Source organism: Bacillus sp. B.PNR1 (assembly GCF_030386235.1).
In the GTDB taxonomy this organism is placed as follows: Bacteria; Bacillota; Bacilli; order Bacillales; family Bacillaceae; genus Bacillus; species Bacillus stercoris.
This window is the reverse complement of sequence record NZ_JANYMN010000004.1, coordinates 308,326-326,275: the sequence shown is the minus strand read 5'-3', so window position 1 is coordinate 326,275 and position 17,950 is coordinate 308,326. Positions and strand designations below refer to the sequence as shown.

Here is a 17,950-nt window from a genome sequence, read left to right as displayed (position 1 = left end):
GCCCTAGTTTGACTGACTACGCACATCGCTGTGCGATTTATAAAAATGAATTAACAGGTACGTTTTGTCTTGTTTAGTTTTCAAAGATCATTTTCACTTCTTGTTGAAGCGACTTTATCAATATAACATTTTGACTTTCTTTTGTCAAATGTTTTTTTGATTTATTTCCCCGCCGCTGTGAGCTTATTTTCTCAGAAGCGCATCAGCGACGTTTAATAATATAACACGGTCAAGAAACAGAGTCAACACCTTTTTTAAAAGAATATCCTCGGTGATAGACAGCCTGTCCTTTCGTTTCTATTTGGCTGACGTTGATAAGTCCCTTTTCTGTCAAGTAATCAAGCATAACGCCAAGATCCTGTGTAAAGTGCTTTAGGTCATGATGTTGAAGAAGCTCACCGAATTGCCAAATGTCTTTTTCTTTCATTACTTCGAATAGATGCGCCGAACCGATCTCTGCTTTGGAATGGATGAGAAAATCATTTGCTAAGAATAATAATTCTAGTCTTTTTTCCAAGCTCTCGTGACTTTCAATCAGCTCGGAATATAATTTGTACACTTGGGGCTCCATCTGGCGCACTTGGCTCCACACCGTGGTTTCGGGATGAAATCCTCTGTCGATTACTTCAATACGTGCTAAATGATGCAACGCATGAACAACTGCGTTGTAGGCATCTAAAAATTGATTGGCTTCAAAAAAAGCTTTTCCTTCAACATACCTTCTGATTAATTTGCCGTATTCAAGCCCGATCTTCAGTTTACGTTCGGCAAACGGAAATGTATTCAGCCTGTCAATCAGTTCAGCAACGTATTCATTACGGTCAAACAAGACTCTGCCATTTACAATCCAATCTATGATTCTTCTATTTGTTCCAAGCAAAATCCATTCTTGAATCTGAGAATCTGTTACCACATGCAAAGAAGCTGTTTGATGATCGAATTCATAGTGCTTTATAAAAACTGGCTCATCAGCATCCTTTACAATCACCAGCAAAGCTGCGTCAAAGTTATCTGTTAAGGAAGATGTTTTGTTTCTTCTCTCAATCATAATGACAGCTAATGTATTGGGGTGACTTGCTCTTTCTTGGTAAATTGGGCGGAGAAGATTTTCCATCACTATTCCTCCAATGCAATTGTTCAAATTTTTTTATTCTCTATTTGATTCAATTCTATGGTTAAAACGAAATTCCTTTTTTCTAAACACATTGAACTATTATAAACAATTTCACAGCAAGTCTCCATAAGTAAATTCCAGTTCAACCGAAAACATGAAGAAAATCCCATCGGGTTTGTGCTATAGTTAAATCAGAGGGGGATGGACATGGCGAAATACTCCAGCAAAATTAATAAAATCAGAACATTCGCGTTAAGTTTGGTTTTCGTTGGGTTTATCATTATGTACATCGGGATCTTTTTCAAAGAGTCAGTTTTGCTTTCTAGTTTGTTTATGATACTTGGGCTTTTATCGATCGGTCTCAGCACGGTTGTTTACTTTTGGATTGGAATGCTTTCGACTAAAGCGGTTCGCGTCATTTGTCCAGGCTGTGATAAAGAGACAAAGGTTTTAGGAAGAGTCGATATGTGCATGCATTGCCGAGAGCCGCTGACTTTAGATAAGGGATTAGAAGGAAAAGAATTTGATGAGTCTTATAATAAAAAGAAAATGTCGAAATAAAATAAGCTGACCGTTTCGTGCGGTCAGCTTATTTTTAATGATTTTCTTTTTTCGAACACTCTTGGCAGACGCCGTAAATTTCTAAACGGTGGTGGCTTACCTTGAAACCAGTGACGTGGGCAGCAAGCTGCTCAACTTCGTCAAGGCCCGGGTAATGGAAGTCCACAATTTTCCCGCAGTTTTCGCAAATCGCGTGATAGTGATCGGATGTGACAAAATCGAATCTGCTGGAAGCATCACCGTATGTGAGCTCTTTTACCAAACCCGATTCTCGGAACACACGCAAATTGTTATATACCGTCGCTACGCTCATGTTAGGAAATTTCCCTTCCAGAGCTTTATATATATCGTCCGCTGTTGGATGAGCCATAGAGTTAACGAGATATTCCAGAATCGCATGACGTTGAGGAGTAATGCGAACTCCGGTTTCCTTCAACGTTTCTAAGGCTTCTTTTAGTTCATGTGCAGCCATCCGTCATGCACCTCTCTTCTAAAAAAAATTCTTACATTGTAATGTTTATAATTAGTGTAACTCTTTCTACGATAATTTGTCAATTGATATCAGGGTAAAAGTAAGGCATATCATTTGAGGCTGATAGACGAATTTACTTTTCCGACATATCCTTGAGGGTTTGAAGCGCTTCGGCTACATGGTCTTTCACTTTTACCTTTCTCCATTCTTTAACGAGACGGCCTTCTTTATCAATTAAAAAAGTGGAGCGCTCGATTCCCATATATTCTTTTCCGAAGTTTTTCTTCAGCTTCCACACATCAAACGCTTCCGCCAGCTTATGCTCATCATCAACAAGAAGCAGAAATGGAAGATCATGCTTCTCTTTAAATTTTCCGTGTTTTTCCTGGCTGTCCGGGCTGACACCGATAATGACGGCATCCAGTTCACTGAAGCTTTCGTGATTGTCCCGAAAATCACAGGCTTCCGTTGTACACCCCGGTGTCATGTCCTTTGGATAAAAATAAAGCACAATATACTTTCCTTTATAATCCGATAATTTTACTGTTTCCCCATGATCGCCTTTTAACTCAAGCTCAGGCGCTTTTTGTCCGATTTCTATAGTCATTACGTTACCTCCGGATGTTTTTTTATTAAGCGTATCCAATTCTTGTCCAGATTACAACCATCTCAGCTGCATCTGAAGCCCAAAGCCATTGTTCTTGTTCGGAAGCATGCTACAATAGAAAGGACGCATGGAGATATAGGAGGTTTTTATTCTTGCATACAAAATCAATTGAACTTCACAATGAGGCATTAGAGCACATTGTCGGCGGTGTAAACAGCCCGTCTAGATCATATAAAGCAGTCGGCGGCGGTTCTCCCGTTGCAATGGAGAAAGCAAGCGGCGCTTATTTTTGGGATGTGGACGGCAACAAATACATCGATTATTTAGCGGCGTATGGTCCGATTATTACAGGACATGCCCACCCGCATATTACAGAAGCGATTAAAAAAGCGGCAGAGAACGGTGTATTGTATGGAACACCGACGAAACATGAGGTTACATTTGCAAAGATGCTCAAAGAAGCTATTCCCGCTATGGACAAAGTAAGATTCGTCAATTCGGGAACAGAAGCCGTTATGACGACCATTCGCGTGGCCCGCGCATATACAGGCCGGACAAAAATCATTAAATTTGCAGGCTGCTATCACGGGCATTCGGACCTTGTGCTTGTCGCTGCAGGCTCCGGCCCGTCCACTCTCGGCACTCCGGACTCAGCCGGTGTACCAAAAAGCATTGCAAACGAAGTGATCACTGTTCCATTTAATGATATCGAAAGCTATAAAGAGGCTCTTGATAAATGGGGCAGTGAAATCGCGGCAGTTCTCGTTGAACCGATTGTCGGCAACTTCGGTATCGTTGAGCCAAAAGAAGGTTTCTTAGAAAAAGTAAATGAATTGACGCACAATGCAGGCGCTCTCGTTATTTACGATGAAGTCATTACGGCTTTCCGCTTTATGTATGGCGGCGCGCAGGATCTCTTACAGGTGAAACCGGATTTAACAGCGCTCGGAAAAATTATCGGCGGCGGACTTCCGATTGGCGCCTATGGCGGCAAAAAAGAAATCATGGAGCAGGTAGCTCCGCTAGGGCCTGCTTATCAGGCTGGAACAATGGCAGGGAACCCCGCTTCCATCCTATCAGGCATCGCTTGTCTGGAAGTGCTCAAAGAGGAAGGCGTGTATGAAAAGCTTGATCACCTTGGCGCAATGCTGGAAGAAGGCATTTTGCAGCACGCAAAAACACATGGCATCACAATTTCAGTCAACCGGTTAAAAGGCGCACTCACGGTTTATTTCTCTGATGAGAAAGTCGAAAATTATGAGCAGGCTGAACGGAGTGACGGTGAAACATTCGCTAAGTTTTTCAAACTGATGCTGGAACGCGGAGTTAATTTAGCACCTTCTAAGTATGAAGCCTGGTTTATCACGACAGCACATACAGAGCAGGATATTAAAGACACGCTTGAGGCGGTCGAGGATGCTTTTAAACATCTTAAAAACTAGAATTTGACACCTTGGACAGGAGCATTGAGCTCCTGTTTTTTTATGGATTCAAATAACGTGTAAGATTTTGGTCTTTTTCTAGAAAAATAGCTTGAATATTTGTATCGATCCCTGTATATTACTTAATTGTTTAGCAAATAAACTAACCGGGAATTTTAAGGATTAGCCCATTTGCTATGTCACACAATTTACTATAGAAAGGAATGCACGCACAAACCAATGAAACTTGGTGCCCGCATTTTCAAAACCGGGATTGCGATTACACTTGCCCTTTATTTGGCTTCGTGGATCGGGCTTCCCGCGCCGATTTTCGCTGGAATTGCAGCGATATTTGCGATTCAGCCGTCGATTTACCGCTCTTTTCTCATTATTATTGACCAGGTTCAGGCAAATATCATCGGAGCTGTGATTGCCACAGTGTTCGGCCTTATTTTCGGACCCAGCCCGATTATGATCGGGTTAACAGCAGTTATTGTCATTACAATCATGCTGAAACTTAAAATTGAACATACAATTTCAATTGCTCTTGTAACAGTCATTGCGATATTAGAATCTGCCGGTGACGACTTTTTAATGTTCGCGCTGATCAGAACAAGCACAGTCATTTTAGGGGTGCTTTCTTCTTTTATTGTCAACCTTGTATTTTTGCCTCCTAAGTACGAAACAAAGCTGATTCATAATACCGTCGAAAACACCGAAGAAATTATGAAGTGGATCAGATTGTCCATGCGGCAGTCGACAGAGCATTCGATTTTGAAAGAGGATATTGAAAAACTGAAAGAAAAAATGATCAAGCTTGATCAGACATATCTTCTATATAAAGAAGAAAGAAGTTACTTTAAGAAAACGACTTATGTGAAATCAAGAAAGCTTGTCCTGTTCAGACAGGCCATTATTACTGCAAACCGGGCGCTTGATACATTGAAGAAGCTGCATCGTCTGGAAAACGAGATCTATCATATGCCGGAAGAGTTTCAGGAAACACTGACTGAAGAGCTTGATTACCTGCTTTACTGGCATGAACTGATTTTAATGAGGTTTGTCGGCAAAATCAAGCCGCATGATGACGCGGATGAAGAAGGCATTCGATATAAGCAGCTTTTAACAAAGTCCTTTTTAAAAAATCAGCAAAATACGGATGAGGAGCTTATTGATTACAACATGCTCAATATTATGGCAAGCGCCGTAGAGTACCGCGAGCAGCTCGAACATTTAGAAACACTCATCACAAGTTTTCAAACGTATCATCCGAAAGACTGCGAAATAGAAACAGAAGAGTAACCCGGTTAAACAGCCGGGTTTTTTTATACAAAAAAATCTTATATCCTTCGTTAAAAGGATATAAGATTGATGTTTTAGTTCAAATTTTGAATGGTAAATAAGTGCTTGTACTGGCTGTCATAGTCCATGAGTTCATCATGGGTTCCGGTTTCAATGATTGTGCCGTTTTCCATGACGACAATCTTATCCGCATGTGTGATCGTCGATAACCGGTGTGCGACAACAAAAGTTGTTCTATCCTTCGCCAGTTTGTCCATCGCTTCTTGAATGTAATGCTCACTTTCCAAATCCAGAGCCGATGTCGCTTCATCTAAAATGAGGAGCGGCGGATTTTTCAGGAATACCCGCGCAATTGAGATCCGCTGCTTTTGTCCGCCTGAAAGCTTAACGCCTCGTTCTCCCACCCGGGTCTCATATCCTTCTGGAAAACCCATGATAAATTCATGGGCATTTGCAGCTTTGGCGGCTTCAATAATTTCTTCAAGAGTGGCATCAGGTTTGCCGATTGCGATATTCTCCCGAATCGTTTCACTAAATAGAAAGGTATCCTGCAGCACCATGCCAACCTGGTTACGAAGGCTTCGCGCTTCATAATCGCGTATATCCTTCCCGTCAATCAGCAGTCTGCCGCTTGAAACATCATAAAATCTCGGGATCAGGCTGACGAGCGTTGATTTTCCTCCTCCGCTCATGCCGACGAGAGCTACAGTTTCCCCTCTATTTACTTTTAAAGAGACGTCATGGAGAATGTTATCTTTTTCCTTTTCATATTGAAACGAAACGTTTTGAAACTCCACTCCTCCGCGAATCTGATCGGCCTTTATCGCATTTGGTTTGTCAGTGAGTTCATAGGGCTCGTCGATAAATTCAAACACCCTGTCCATTGATGCGATTGACTGTGTCAAGGTTGTAGAGGAATTGATCAGTCTTCTAACTGGGTTGTACATTCTGTCAATATATCCGACAAACGCGACCATTGTTCCGACTGTCAGCGGTCCATTAATGACAAAATAGCCGGCGCACGCAATGACGATGAGCGGCGCCAAATCTGTAATGGTATTAACGACCGCAAAGGTTTTGGCATTCCAATTCGTGTGGCTGATGGCCTTATCTAAGAAATGACCATTTTTCTCATTAAATTGAGCCTGTTCATGGTCTTCTATTGCAAAGCTCCTGATGACCGGCATGCCTTGAATGCGCTCGTGCAAATGCCCCTGTACTTGAGCTAGCGCCTGTGAGCGCTCCCTTGTGAGCTTTCGTAAACGGCCGTAAAAATACTTCACTGATATGCCGTATAATGGGAATAAAACGATAGAGATCAGTGTTAATTTTATGTCCAGCGTCAGCATGATAGAGATCACGATCAAAATCGTCAGCATATCTAGCCAAATATTCATCAGGCCTGTGATGACAAAATCCTTTGTTTGTTCTACATCATTAATCACTCGGGAAATGACTTCCCCTGTTCTTGTATTCGCGTAAAAACGAAGGCTGAGTTTCTGTATATGGTCAAACAGCTTGGCTCTTATGTCATAAAGCACCTTGCTGGCCGTCCACTGGGCAAAATATTGCCGATAATATTCAACAGGCGGGCGCAAAATTAAAAATAAGGCGAACATGATCGCCATAATCGTGAACAATGACGTTGTTTTGTCACTAGCCGTGCCGCCTCCTTGAATAATGTCGTCAACTACGTACTTCAGAAGCAATGGGAGAGCAAGCGGAATGGAGAATTTTACGATCCCGATTAACACTGTAACGAAAATTTGCTTCTTATAAGGTTTGACGAATTGCATGTAGCGTTTCATAACCCCCACGTTGATTCCCCCTCTCTCTTGATCATGATGTGTGTGAGCCCATGTGAAAAACCTGTTGTACCCCGCAACAGGTTTTTACGTAACCATTATTTTGTATAGCGCAAATACCGTTCATACCACATATCAACAAACTCGGGCGCAAACGGTCCCTGACGCTGGTGAATCCAATGGAGCAGCGTGTTTAAGTAGTCTCTTAATATACTGTCGATTTCTTTTGGATAATTCATGGCTTTCCGGTGATCATCATATTCGTCTTCATCAAGAATATTGTAGGTCATGTCAGGGAAAACCTTAACGTCTAAGTCATAATCGATATATTTAATTGCTTCGCCATCATAGGCAAACGGAGAACTGATATTGCAATAATAATGAACCCCGTCTTCCCTCAGCATCCCGATGACATTAAACCATTGTCTTGCATGAAAATAACAGATTGCGGGCTCTCTGGTTATCCATGTCCGGCCGTCTGATTCGGTTACCATCGTCCGGTCATTGGCCCCGATGACACACATTTCTGTACTTTTTAAGATTGTTGTCTCATTCCAAATTCTATGAATCAGCCCGTTGTGCTTATAGCTGTGAATTTGAATGGTTTCTCCTTCCTTGGGATAGCCCATATTTCTCCCCTACTTTCTATAAAGCCCTACAGTTAGTATGTCCAAATTTGCTTACCGACAACGTCTTTTACCTATTATAACGTTACAATTTGAAAAATGAAAATAAAAGAGCCATTCCGGCCGGGGAATGGCACATTCCTGCACTACACAAAGGAAGACGGCTTTTCTGAGCTGCGATAAGAACGAATGACCTGCTCTGTCTGCTTTTGAAACATATCTTGTATATCGGCAAGGTGTTTCCGTTTTACCGCAATTTCAGCCTGAATCCCCCGCAGCCTTGCATCCCTTTCTAAATGTCGGAGTTCCGCTTCAATTTGTTTGCAGCGGTCGAGCTCTGATTGGAGATCGAGAAGCTTATCCATCGTTTTCATCTGTTCACTTACCAGCTTTTCAAATTCCGTCATCGGTTCCTCCTTTAGCCTGGTGAAAGTATAAACGTTTCCTCCTTTAATCATTTCGATCTCCATAAAGCAAACCCTTTGACTCATTCTGTAGACCTTCCACAAGTTTTGTCGTTTTTCAAACAGAAAAAAGCACTTCCACCCGAAGATGAAGTGCTTTTTTCTGTTTCAGTGATTAGCTGTTTTGTTGTTTGTTTTGTTCAGCAGATTGGTTTTGTTGTCTTACCTGCTGTGTGTCAGTTTCACTAGCGAATTCAGTGCCGAATTGACCTTGTTGGCCAGCTGATTGCTGGTTTTGTTTTCTAACTTGCTGAGCGTTTGTTTCGCTAGCAAATTCAGTGCCGAATTGACCTTGACCAGCAGCTGATTGTTGGTTTTGTTTTCTAACTTGTTGAGCGTTTGTTTTGCTGAAATTATTTGAGTTAGCCATTGTTATCACCTCCACGGTCATTAGAATGTGCAGGTGATCGTATAGCTATTCCTCTTTTTTAAAAATTTTTAAACGAGCAGTGAGCGTCCGCCGTCAACGATAATAGTCTGTCCGCGGATCATGTCAGCCTTGGAAGACACTAGAAACTCAACGGTATCAACCATGTCTTTAATTTCGACCATGCGGCCCGCCGGTGTGTTTTGGCGCGCATCCTCAAGCAAATCTTCTCTATTAGGGAAGTGTTTCAGCGCATCTGTGTCGATCGCTCCGCCTGAAACAGCATTGACGATAATTTGTTTTGGTGAAAGCTCAACCGCAAGATAACGTGTTAGAGCCTCTAACGCTGCTTTTGATACACCAACCGTAGTGTAGTTTTCAAGATAGCGGATAGAGCCTAATGAACTGATGCTGACAATATGCCCGCCTCCGTTCTTCTCCATTAGCTTGGCAGCTTCCTGAGCGCAGAAAAGCAATGCTTTCGCATTAATGTTCATCGTCCAGTCCCAGTGTGTTTCTTCTAGTTCCATGACAGGTCTCAGAACGCCTGAAGCGGCATTATTGACAAAAACATCAAGTCTGCCGAACGTTTCATCAATTTGCTGAAACATTTCTTTGATTTTTGCAGGCTGTCCTACGTTTGCTTTTACGACAAGCACTTTAACACCAAGCTTTTCGATTTCTTCTGCTGTTTCTAGTGCTGCTTTTTTGCTGCGGGCATAGTTAATGACGATGTTATAGCCATTCTCAGCAAGTCTGATCGCGGCCGCTTTTCCGACACCGCGGCTGCTTCCTGTTACGAGTGCACATTTATTTTGTTCCATTTTTCCTCATCTCCTTGTAGCGTATAGTTCTTTTATTTCCACAAACAATAATGGCAAGAACTTTAAAGGGGGTCTTCTGTTATGTATGTCGGACGTGATATGAGCGAATTGAGCATGGTTTCCAAAAAAGATTGGAAGAACAGTGAACTCGCTTATTTTCATCATGCCTTTCAGCAAATTATGCCTTACTTGAACGAAGAAGGCCAATCAAAATACCGGGAATTAACGCAAGAAATTGAAGCGCGCGGCGGAATGAGGCGCAATGAAGCGGACTACAGCCACGGCACGCGCGTCTCTTACGATTAAGAATGGTTTACGGAGCAGCCGAGTATGAGGCTGCTTCCACTGCCATCTTCCAGATTTTTTGATGTGACACCGGGAACGCAAATTGTTCGAGCTCTTCTTTCGTTACTTTTTTCAGCTCGGCAGTATCCGACACTTGTTTTACTTTACCGAAAAACACAGAAATATTCCATACCAGGTGGGTGAAAACGTGCTCGACTACACCTTGCAGATCACTGATATCAGCTTGTATCCCATATTCGTTTTCTAGAAATGCAATGAGCTGTTCACGCTCAGTTTTGATCCCTTTTTGGGTTTCAAGATTAGGGAATTCCCATAGGTTGGCGAGCAAACCTTTAGACGGCCGTTTGTGGATATACACTTGTCCGTCTTCATCGGTCAGTACGATTGCAGCCATTGTTTTGATCCCGGGCTTTTTCTTTTTGCTTTTGACCGGAAGCTCCCGTTCAGTGCCTTCTTCAAATGCTGAGCAATGCTGCTGAACCGGGCATAGCAGGCATGAAGGTGATTTTGGCGTACAGATCAAGGCTCCAAGCTCCATCAAGCCCTGATTAAATTCTGAAGGTTTTTCTTTGGAAATAAAAGCTCGTATAGCGTCTTCAAAGATCGTTCTTGTTTTTGGTTTGGCAATATCATCCCAAATAGAAAGAATTCTGGACATGACACGCATCACATTTCCGTCAACCGCGGGAATGGGTTTATTGTAGGCTATACTGAGCACCGCTCCCTTTGTATAAGGGCCGACGCCTTTTAACCCGCCAAATTCTTTCTCGTTTGGAGGGACAATGCCGCCGTATTCCTGTTTTACTTCTTTTACTGCGCTTTGCAGGTTTCTGACTCGGGAATAATAGCCGAGTCCTTCCCATGCTTTCAGCACCTTTTCTTCATCTGCATCAGCGAGCGCTTCCACTGTCGGGAATTGTTCCACAAATCGCAGAAAGTAAGGAATCACAGTCTCTACTCTCGTTTGCTGCAGCATGACTTCAGATACCCACACTTTATACGGATCTTGGTCCTCTCTCCATGGAAGAACGCGCTGCTCTCTTTCAAACCATGTGATTAAATCATCGCGAAATTGCTGTATGTCTTTTTGTTTTAATTTGTCTTCAAGTACGTTCATATGTGTTTCTCCCCAGTCTTTCGCGCCCCGCTTTTCTTTAGACTGTTTTTTGTTGTACACTAAGGGCACAGTACGATAATATGTTACATTAAATAGTAGTAAAGAAAAAGCGGAAACATATGAGAACGATTGAATCAGTTTAAAAATTGGGTATATGAAAATGGGGAGTTTCTTACAAAGTGAATGTGCAGGATCATCCTGCAAGGAGGTCACCTATGGATACGGGCACACATGTCGTTATGGGCATCGCACTGGGCGGTATTGCGACGCTTGATCCTGTTGTCGCATCAGATCCGGCAATGGCTCACGCTGTTATGATCGCAACGCTTGCGGGCTCTCAGGCTCCGGATATTGATACTGTGTTAAAGCTTAAAAACAATGCTGTTTATATAAGGAATCACAGAGGATTTACCCATTCAATTCCCGCCGTTTTGTTTTGGTCTGTCATCATCCCGGCGATTCTGTATTTATTTTATCCTCAGGCCAATTTTCTGCACCTGTGGCTGTGGACGCTGCTGGCCGTTGTTCTGCATGTCTTCGTCGATATATTCAACGCCTATGGGACACAAGCCATTCGTCCGTTTTCGAAAAAATGGGTTGCGCTTGGGCTGATTAATACGTTTGATCCGTTTATTTTTATCAGCCATCTGGCAGCTATTGCGATTTGGTATGCAGGCGGCAGTCCCGGCATCACGTTTCTCAGCTTATATATCATATTGGCAGGCTATTATTTGGTGCGCCTGATCATGCAGCTGAGAATTAAACGAAAGCTTCATGAGATGATTCATGATGAGATTGAAAGCATTATTATTTCTCCAACGATGAAATTCAGGCAATGGCGAATCGCAGTGACAACAGCACATGCTTTCTATGTAGGAAGAAGCATGGAAGGACACGTCGTGATTCTGGATACATTTAATCGAGTGCCTGTTCCTGAAACCGATGTAATGCATGCGGCAAAGCAGGATGATAACATCGCGGCGTTTCTGTCCTTTTCTCCGGTTTACCGGTGGGAAGTGGATACGTTTAAAGATCATTATGAGGTGAGATTTATCGACCTGCGTTATCGGAGCAAAGGCCATTACCCTTTTGTGGCAATTGTTCATATCGGCCATGATCTTACGATTCGTTCGTCCTATACGGGATGGATATTCAGCGAAGAAAAGCTTCAGAAAAAATTAAAGCTCGGCTCTATATAGAGCCGGGCTTTTTACGTCTTATATATAAAACAGCAAGCAGCAGACTGACGAGAGATATGATCGCCGATATGTTGAAGTATGGCGGATAGTAAGTCAGCTCAATGTGATTGTCTCCCTTTAGCGCCTTGAAGCCTATAAAAGCATAATCCGCTTTTTCAATCTTCTGTGTGTGTCCGTTGATTTTCAGCTCCCAGCCTTTTTCATATGGGATCGGAAGCATGATGTACTGGTCTTTTGACAGATGATATGCAAAGGTCAATTGATTATTGTTCCAATTCAGTTTCTCTGCTTTCTCTGTTTTATGTTGCAATACAGCGTTTTTCAGCGTTTCATAATTCTCTTCATAGAACGCTATATTTCTCAGCTCATAGGTTCCTTTCGGAAGATGGATTGAGATATGGCCTGATTTAGGCACTCTGACCGTAATATCATTTACACCGGTTTTATAGATCGATTTGTTCGATTTCCTTGTTGTGACATAATCATTTACCTTTAATGTAAATCCTTTGTCTTTTGCTTTGCTTTTCAAATAAAAGCTGACATAGTAGTCTCCCGGAGCGGATGATGGCTGTTTCGGAGTGATGAGCAGCTCTCCTCCGTTTTCTCCAGTTACGGTGAGCAGTCCGTTTTGATAATGGGCTTGTTTTGCGGTGATGTCCGACTTGGTGATCAAATTGGCCGGTTTTGGTGTCTGCTCGGTTTTTCCAGATGGATCTTTTAATATGATTCCTTTCAGCATCGCCTGTTCTTTCGCAAGAGCGGGCAATTGGTCCAGCTCACTTTCGCTGTATATGGCATCCGCTGTTTTGACGAATGGAAGCATGTACTCATTCTCATAAACCGCATAATGCTCTGTTTCTAAATGCTTTTTGAAGCCGTACGGGACGCTGGCTGCGTTTGTTTTTTCCGTCATATAATATTTGCCGTAAAGCAGGCTGTATAAATTCGCCCTGTCTCCCAATGACGCATAACGGCTGACGCTTTCCCTGCCCATATCGATGCTTAAATCATTCCAATAGAAGGCCAGCAGATTTTTATTTAAAATGCTGGAATAGGCGCTGAAGCCATTAAATCCGTAAATGATTGGCGTATTATTGCGGACACCGTTCATCCAGTCGATTCTCATGAGCGGGTCATTGTCTTCCTTTTGTAAACGTCTGATGAGCTCAGATGATTCTTGCCCTCTGTATTCCTCACTTGTAAGATATTCTCTTGTCACACTATCCAGATCGCCGCCTTCTGAGAGTGCGTATTTTTGATAGGAGTTGGCAACAAACAGCGAAGAAAGAATGATGATACCGTACACAGCCACTTTTGCCTGTTTTTTCGCAAAAGCTGCAGCAAACAAGGCTGCGATTGTCATGAGTAAGAGTAAGAGAATGCTTTCATTCGCAGGCTTCCATATATCGAGCTTATACCTTTGGATATGATACAAGTAAAGAAGCAGGACGATAGCTATGGCCGGGAGCAGTTCTTTCCGTTTCAGTTCAGACAGCTGTGACAAACCAGCCGCCGCTGCTCCCGCAATGGTAAAGGCCAGAACATATTCAAAGCGGTTTTGCGGGGCGGAAAAGCCGTTAAAAACGCTTGCCGCATACGGACTGAAATGAAAAAGAATAAACAGCAGGCTCAATCCGGCAAAAAGACGAAACACACGGTTTTTGTAAAAAGACATCATAAACAAAAACAGCAGAAAAGCGGCCGGCACAATAATAATCCGGCTCGAAAATAATATATTATCATCTAAATTGAGCCACTCTATTTTCTGGCTGTATGGAGGGCGCAGGTTGTTTAAATAACCGTATACCACCGGCACAAACACCGCCGCACTGATGCCAAAAGAAATGAGGCCCGAAACCAGAAACAATCTGCATTGAACCCATCTTTTCACTTCATCCTGTTCCAGTCTGATCAGCCATCTGAACAGCACGTAGATTCCGATGAATATAAGGTTTATGTATGCAAAGTAAAAATTGTTGATGAACGTCAGCGAACACGCAACAATAAACCACGCCGGACGCCGCTCTCTAATAATTTTTTCTGTGCCGAGCACAAGCAGCGGAAGCCAAACCATTGTATCGGTAAAAAATTCCCAATACGCTTCGTGACGGAAATAAATAATCGAGACGCCGTATAACACGCCCCCCGTAAACGAAGCCGCCCTATGCTTGAGAAGATAGTGAAAAACAGAAGCGGACGTAAAGATGATCAAGCTCAATTTGAAAATACTGATAAAAACAGCTGACTCTGCCCAAAAAAGCGTATCCGCTTCTCCGATAAACTGAAGGGCCTGAAGCAGCCAGACAACGGCGGACACAGCAAGAAATAGAAAAGAAGCAGAAAAATAATAGCCGAGCTGACTGAATGTGCCGCCGCCAAGTCCGAATGAATAATTGTAGAAAAAATTCCCGTGTGTATATTGGTCAAATAATAATTTTTTAAATACGATCATTTGCGCAAGTCCGTCACCCGGACCTGTCATATACCTGCCTTCCGCCCATTCTTTCACAAAAAAGGCGTGTGCCAGAACGGACACCAGCAGACTGGCCGCATAGATCATAACATGTTTTCTTTTCATATACATTCTCCAGTCTTGCTATTAAGATGATAGACACGCAAAAAAAAGCACTGCCAATGACGCTTGGTGATTTCAGTGCATTTTTGTCAGACGCCGCACGCTTTTTAATTCGTTCGTTTCAGGCAGGTCTTTGTTTGGGATATTCGCTTCTTTGATCAAATAATGCGGGCGTTTTTTTGTTTCATAATAAATTCGGCCGATATATTCGCCTATGATCCCGAGGCTTAACAGCTGTACTCCGCCGAGAAATAACACAGCTGAGATAATTGTAAAATACCCAGGCACAGAAATACCGTTAGTCAGAATTTTAACGAATGTGGCAATGATATAAATGATGGAAAGCAGCAAGATGAAAATGCCGGTGTAAAAACATAATCTCAGCGGCTTATGATTAAATGAAACGACACCGTCCATACCGTAATTAAACAGACTGCTGAACGACCATTTGGATGTGCCGTTTTTCCGTTCGACATTTTCATAAAACACAATTTTCTGATCAAAGCCGATCCAGCAAAAAAGGCCTTTTGAGAAGCGGTTTCCTTCGCTCAGCTTCAAAAGAGCATTTACAGCTTGGCGGCTTAACAATCTGAAGTCACCCACACCATCACGCAAATCGACTTCCACCGCTTTATTAATGAACTTGTAATACATTGATGATAAGAGTGAGCGGACAAACCCGTCCCCTTTTCTGTTCCTTTGGGCAATGACCTGGTCGTACCCTTCTTCGTAGCCTTTGATAAATTCCTTCAGCAAATATGTCGGATGCTGCAGATCGGCATCCATTACAATTACCGCCTCGCCCTGAACATGCTCAAAGCCCGCCAAAATCGCGGCTTCTTTTCCAAAGTTTCGAGAAAAAGATATATATTTCACCCGGCTGCACGTCACTGCCAAGTCTTTGATCTGCTGAAGCGTGTCATCAACGCTTCCGTCATTTATGAAGAATATTTCATAGTCATAATGAATGTTTTTAAATTCCTTTTTTAAAGATTCATGAATGAGTTTGACATTATACCCTTCATTGTAAGACGGGATAATAATCGAGATTAATCCTTGCTTCATTAAGGCACCTTCTTTTTATTATTCTTTTTAAGTATTGCCTTAGGGGAGTTTTACACAAATCTTCAGTAAGGCTATTCCTTTTTTTAAAGTCGTTTAAACCTGTTTTTTGTTACAATTTTATGGTGACATTCATGATTTTTAATGTTATTTTGTCATGTTTAAAACAGACTATGAAAAAATCGCACAGAAAAAGTCTGCCATTATGACAGACGGATGGAGAGAAAATTTTTCTTATTGGTTCTTAAGATATTCCAAAATCAGCTGATTGACGATGGCTGGTTTTTCGTGGTTAATCCAATGGGATGCTTCATCTACAAAGATGAGATGTCCATTCGGGCATTGCTTTTCCGTCTCTTTCGCAAGCTTTCTGCTCAAAAAGCGGTCTTCCATTCCCCAGATCATCCGGTAAGGTGCTGTTTCACAAGGCGGTTTCTCTGCAAGGCTTCCTTTTCTGAGGGCTCTGTACCAGTTCAGCATAGCTGTCAGTGCACCCGGCTGTTTCCACGCTTCTTTGTACCTGCTGACATCATCGGACGAAAAAATCTCCGGACGGGCCGATAATCCAATCGCTTTGTCTAATGTTTCATAATCATTTTCCCTTAGTGATGCCTCCGGTATGTCTGGCAGCTGAAAGAATGCGATATACGAGCTTTTCAGCCACTGCGGCGGATAAAGCGGCGTTACGGTTTTCATGACGTGCGGGTGCGGGATGTTGATCGCGATCAGTTTTTCAAGATATTCCGGGCGTGTGGAAGCCAAATGCCATGCGACAGCCCCTCCCCAGTCATGCCCGATGACAATTGCTTTTTCATCAGTGAATTGCGTAATAAGTCCGATGATATCATCTCTTAATGTATCAATTCGGTACGAATTAATTCCTTCCGGTTTGTCACTGAGATTGTAGCCCCGCTGATCAGGAGCAATGACCCGGTAACCCGCATCAGCAAGCGGTTTGATTTGATTTTTCCAGCCGTACCAAAACTCCGGAAATCCATGAAGCAGGACTAGTAACGGGCCGTCTTCCGGTCCTGCGCTTGCAACATGGAGCGTGATTCCGTTTGTATTGACAAACTGGCATTTAACTCCGTCCACTTCTATCTCCTCCTTGACTGTGCATCATGGTTTTCAGTCTTTTTTCCGTTAGCATAAATATGATGACACAAGCGGCAATCAGCAGGATTAGCTGAAGAATGATCAAGCTTGATCCCAGCAAAAATCCCATTCCCGCAATCACCAAGCCTGACAGGATCATTAATGATGCACTGTAACGGTTCGCTTCATTCCATAATCTTTGATCTGACATTGAGCGTCTTGTTCTGTATCCGTACACACTGTTGATGGATTTGGGAGGAAACTGTTTGATCAGTATGCCCGCAATGATCATAAGCCCTCCGCCGACTAAACCAGCCATATTATCATCTCCTTTCTCATTGTTACGTGCAGAAAGAAGAAATGTTTCACGAATAGACAAAAAGACAAGCCTCGGCCTGCCTTTTATCGCATTTGTAAATCCGTTGTGTGAATATAGCCTATAACACCGCCATAATCCACGAACGCCCAAGTGAAGTCAAATCCTTCGTTTTTACTAAATCCCCACCCGAGTATTGTCACCCCTGTTCCGGATGAGAGCTGCTTAGCTTTTCCGTTTTCGGGCGTCGGTGTATAGAAGGCTGTCTGTTTCGTTGTTTTCGCTTGGCTTGCGGTTTTCATTAAAAAGTGAGTTGAAATATATGCTTTTTTTCCTTTGAAATGAATTTGAGCCCAATCGGCATTTACGAACCCATCGACTGTTACCTTTTGTTCTGATGATACAGTGCCGAGAATATCACCTTCATGATTTGGCGCAGTCCGGACATTCAGTTTTCCTGCTTTTATGATGTAAGTATCGGATGATGGCATGCTGACAGATATGTCGTGAAGGGGCGCAGCTTTTGCTGCGGGAGCGGAGTGAAGTGCTGTCAAGCCCATTCCTATGGCAGCTGTTAAAGCGAGCATTACTTGTTTCTTTTTCATTTAAAGCTCCTCCTCGCATTTGACAAGATATAAGTGGTATTCCCTGATTGACAGGCTGGCGAAACATGTTTTATGTAAAAAAAAATGAAAAAACCTGCCGGTCGCTAACGGC

Annotated in this window: 19 protein-coding genes; 5 read left to right on the top strand and 14 right to left on the bottom strand. The window is 42.7% G+C overall.

Annotated elements, in window-relative coordinates; genetic code table 11:
* Positions 1-229: 229 nt before the first annotated feature.
* Entirely contained in the window at positions 230-1,114 is an 885-nt protein-coding gene (locus NZD81_RS20375) for a nucleotidyltransferase-like protein (protein ID WP_069839939.1), read from the bottom strand.
* Between the two features lie 207 nt (positions 1,115-1,321).
* Here NZD81_RS20375 and NZD81_RS20370 point away from each other — a divergent pair, with 207 nt between their 5' ends.
* A complete protein-coding gene (locus NZD81_RS20370) occupies positions 1,322-1,675 on the top strand; it encodes a YgzB family protein (RefSeq protein WP_014479226.1) in 354 nt (117 codons plus the stop codon).
* 34 nt (positions 1,676-1,709) lie between these two features.
* On the opposite strand, the gene perR is transcribed toward NZD81_RS20370, so the two are convergent.
* Positions 1,710-2,147: a peroxide-responsive transcriptional repressor PerR gene (gene perR / locus NZD81_RS20365; protein ID WP_003223285.1), complete on the bottom strand. Its 438-nt coding sequence runs from the start codon at positions 2,145-2,147 to the stop codon at positions 1,710-1,712.
* Positions 2,148-2,280: 133 nt separating this feature from the next.
* Positions 2,281-2,754 carry a thioredoxin-dependent thiol peroxidase gene (gene bcp, locus NZD81_RS20360; protein ID WP_071581305.1) on the bottom strand — a complete coding sequence of 158 codons (474 nt, stop codon included), beginning with the start codon at positions 2,752-2,754 and terminating at the stop codon, positions 2,281-2,283.
* A gap of 152 nt (positions 2,755-2,906) precedes the next feature.
* Between bcp and NZD81_RS20355 the strand changes: the two genes are divergently transcribed.
* Both NZD81_RS20355 and NZD81_RS20350 read left to right on the top strand, forming a co-directional pair.
* On the top strand, positions 2,907-4,196 hold the full coding sequence (locus tag NZD81_RS20355; protein ID WP_041521271.1) for a glutamate-1-semialdehyde 2,1-aminomutase: 1,290 nt from the start codon (positions 2,907-2,909) through the stop codon (positions 4,194-4,196).
* Between the two features lie 219 nt (positions 4,197-4,415).
* On the top strand, positions 4,416-5,477 hold the full coding sequence (locus NZD81_RS20350) for an aromatic acid exporter family protein (protein WP_014663280.1): 1,062 nt from the start codon (positions 4,416-4,418) through the stop codon (positions 5,475-5,477).
* A gap of 74 nt (positions 5,478-5,551) precedes the next feature.
* On the opposite strand, the gene NZD81_RS20345 is transcribed toward NZD81_RS20350, so the two are convergent.
* The 5 genes from NZD81_RS20345 to fabL all read right to left on the bottom strand — a co-directional run bounded on the left by NZD81_RS20345 (position 5,552) and on the right by fabL (position 9,563).
* Positions 5,552-7,294, bottom strand: coding sequence for an ABC transporter ATP-binding protein (locus tag NZD81_RS20345; protein ID WP_147773076.1), 1,743 nt, complete (start codon positions 7,292-7,294; stop codon positions 5,552-5,554).
* A gap of 86 nt (positions 7,295-7,380) precedes the next feature.
* Complete coding sequence (ntdP, locus tag NZD81_RS20340) at positions 7,381-7,911, bottom strand: nucleoside tri-diphosphate phosphatase (protein WP_003223272.1); 531 nt, start codon at positions 7,909-7,911, stop codon at positions 7,381-7,383.
* 143 nt (positions 7,912-8,054) lie between these two features.
* A complete protein-coding gene (locus tag NZD81_RS20335; RefSeq protein ID WP_003242708.1) occupies positions 8,055-8,315 on the bottom strand; it encodes a YgaB family protein in 261 nt (86 codons plus the stop codon).
* A gap of 172 nt (positions 8,316-8,487) precedes the next feature.
* Positions 8,488-8,742 carry a gamma type acid-soluble spore protein SspE gene (gene sspE / locus NZD81_RS20330; protein ID WP_014663277.1) on the bottom strand — a complete coding sequence of 85 codons (255 nt, stop codon included), beginning with the start codon at positions 8,740-8,742 and terminating at the stop codon, positions 8,488-8,490.
* Between the two features lie 68 nt (positions 8,743-8,810).
* On the bottom strand, positions 8,811-9,563 hold the full coding sequence (gene fabL, locus NZD81_RS20325) for an enoyl-[acyl-carrier-protein] reductase FabL (protein ID WP_003223262.1): 753 nt from the start codon (positions 9,561-9,563) through the stop codon (positions 8,811-8,813).
* Positions 9,564-9,644: 81 nt separating this feature from the next.
* On the opposite strand from fabL, the gene NZD81_RS20320 reads away from it, so the two are divergent.
* On the top strand, positions 9,645-9,869 hold the full coding sequence (locus NZD81_RS20320) for a hypothetical protein (RefSeq protein WP_136655066.1): 225 nt from the start codon (positions 9,645-9,647) through the stop codon (positions 9,867-9,869).
* Positions 9,870-9,876: 7 nt separating this feature from the next.
* Here the strand turns inward: NZD81_RS20320 and mutY are convergent, their stop codons facing one another.
* On the bottom strand, positions 9,877-10,986 hold the full coding sequence (gene mutY / locus NZD81_RS20315) for an A/G-specific adenine glycosylase (protein ID WP_040083669.1): 1,110 nt from the start codon (positions 10,984-10,986) through the stop codon (positions 9,877-9,879).
* A gap of 215 nt (positions 10,987-11,201) precedes the next feature.
* Between mutY and NZD81_RS20310 the strand changes: the two genes are divergently transcribed.
* Positions 11,202-12,185, top strand: coding sequence for a metal-dependent hydrolase (locus NZD81_RS20310; RefSeq protein ID WP_014663274.1), 984 nt, complete (start codon positions 11,202-11,204; stop codon positions 12,183-12,185).
* On the opposite strand, the gene NZD81_RS20305 is transcribed toward NZD81_RS20310, so the two are convergent.
* The 5 genes from NZD81_RS20305 to NZD81_RS20285 form a co-directional block, all read right to left on the bottom strand.
* Positions 12,178-14,763 (bottom strand): YfhO family protein, encoded by a 2,586-nt coding sequence (locus NZD81_RS20305; RefSeq protein ID WP_282374102.1) that lies wholly within the window; start codon positions 14,761-14,763, stop codon positions 12,178-12,180. The two genes, NZD81_RS20310 and NZD81_RS20305, sit on opposite strands and share 8 nt — an antisense overlap.
* A gap of 72 nt (positions 14,764-14,835) precedes the next feature.
* On the bottom strand, positions 14,836-15,825 hold the full coding sequence (locus tag NZD81_RS20300) for a glycosyltransferase family 2 protein (protein ID WP_014663272.1): 990 nt from the start codon (positions 15,823-15,825) through the stop codon (positions 14,836-14,838).
* A gap of 231 nt (positions 15,826-16,056) precedes the next feature.
* Complete coding sequence (gene ephM, locus NZD81_RS20295) at positions 16,057-16,917, bottom strand: epoxide hydrolase EphM (RefSeq protein ID WP_282374101.1); 861 nt, start codon at positions 16,915-16,917, stop codon at positions 16,057-16,059.
* Complete coding sequence (locus NZD81_RS20290) at positions 16,904-17,236, bottom strand: SdpI family protein (RefSeq protein WP_282374100.1); 333 nt, start codon at positions 17,234-17,236, stop codon at positions 16,904-16,906. Before NZD81_RS20290 ends, ephM begins: the two co-directional genes overlap by 14 nt.
* 83 nt (positions 17,237-17,319) lie before the next feature.
* The gene (locus NZD81_RS20285) at positions 17,320-17,838 is read right to left on the bottom strand and encodes an SH3 domain-containing protein (protein ID WP_289861111.1); all 519 of its coding nucleotides are present in this window, start codon (positions 17,836-17,838) and stop codon (positions 17,320-17,322) included.
* Positions 17,839-17,950: the final 112 nt, after the last annotated feature.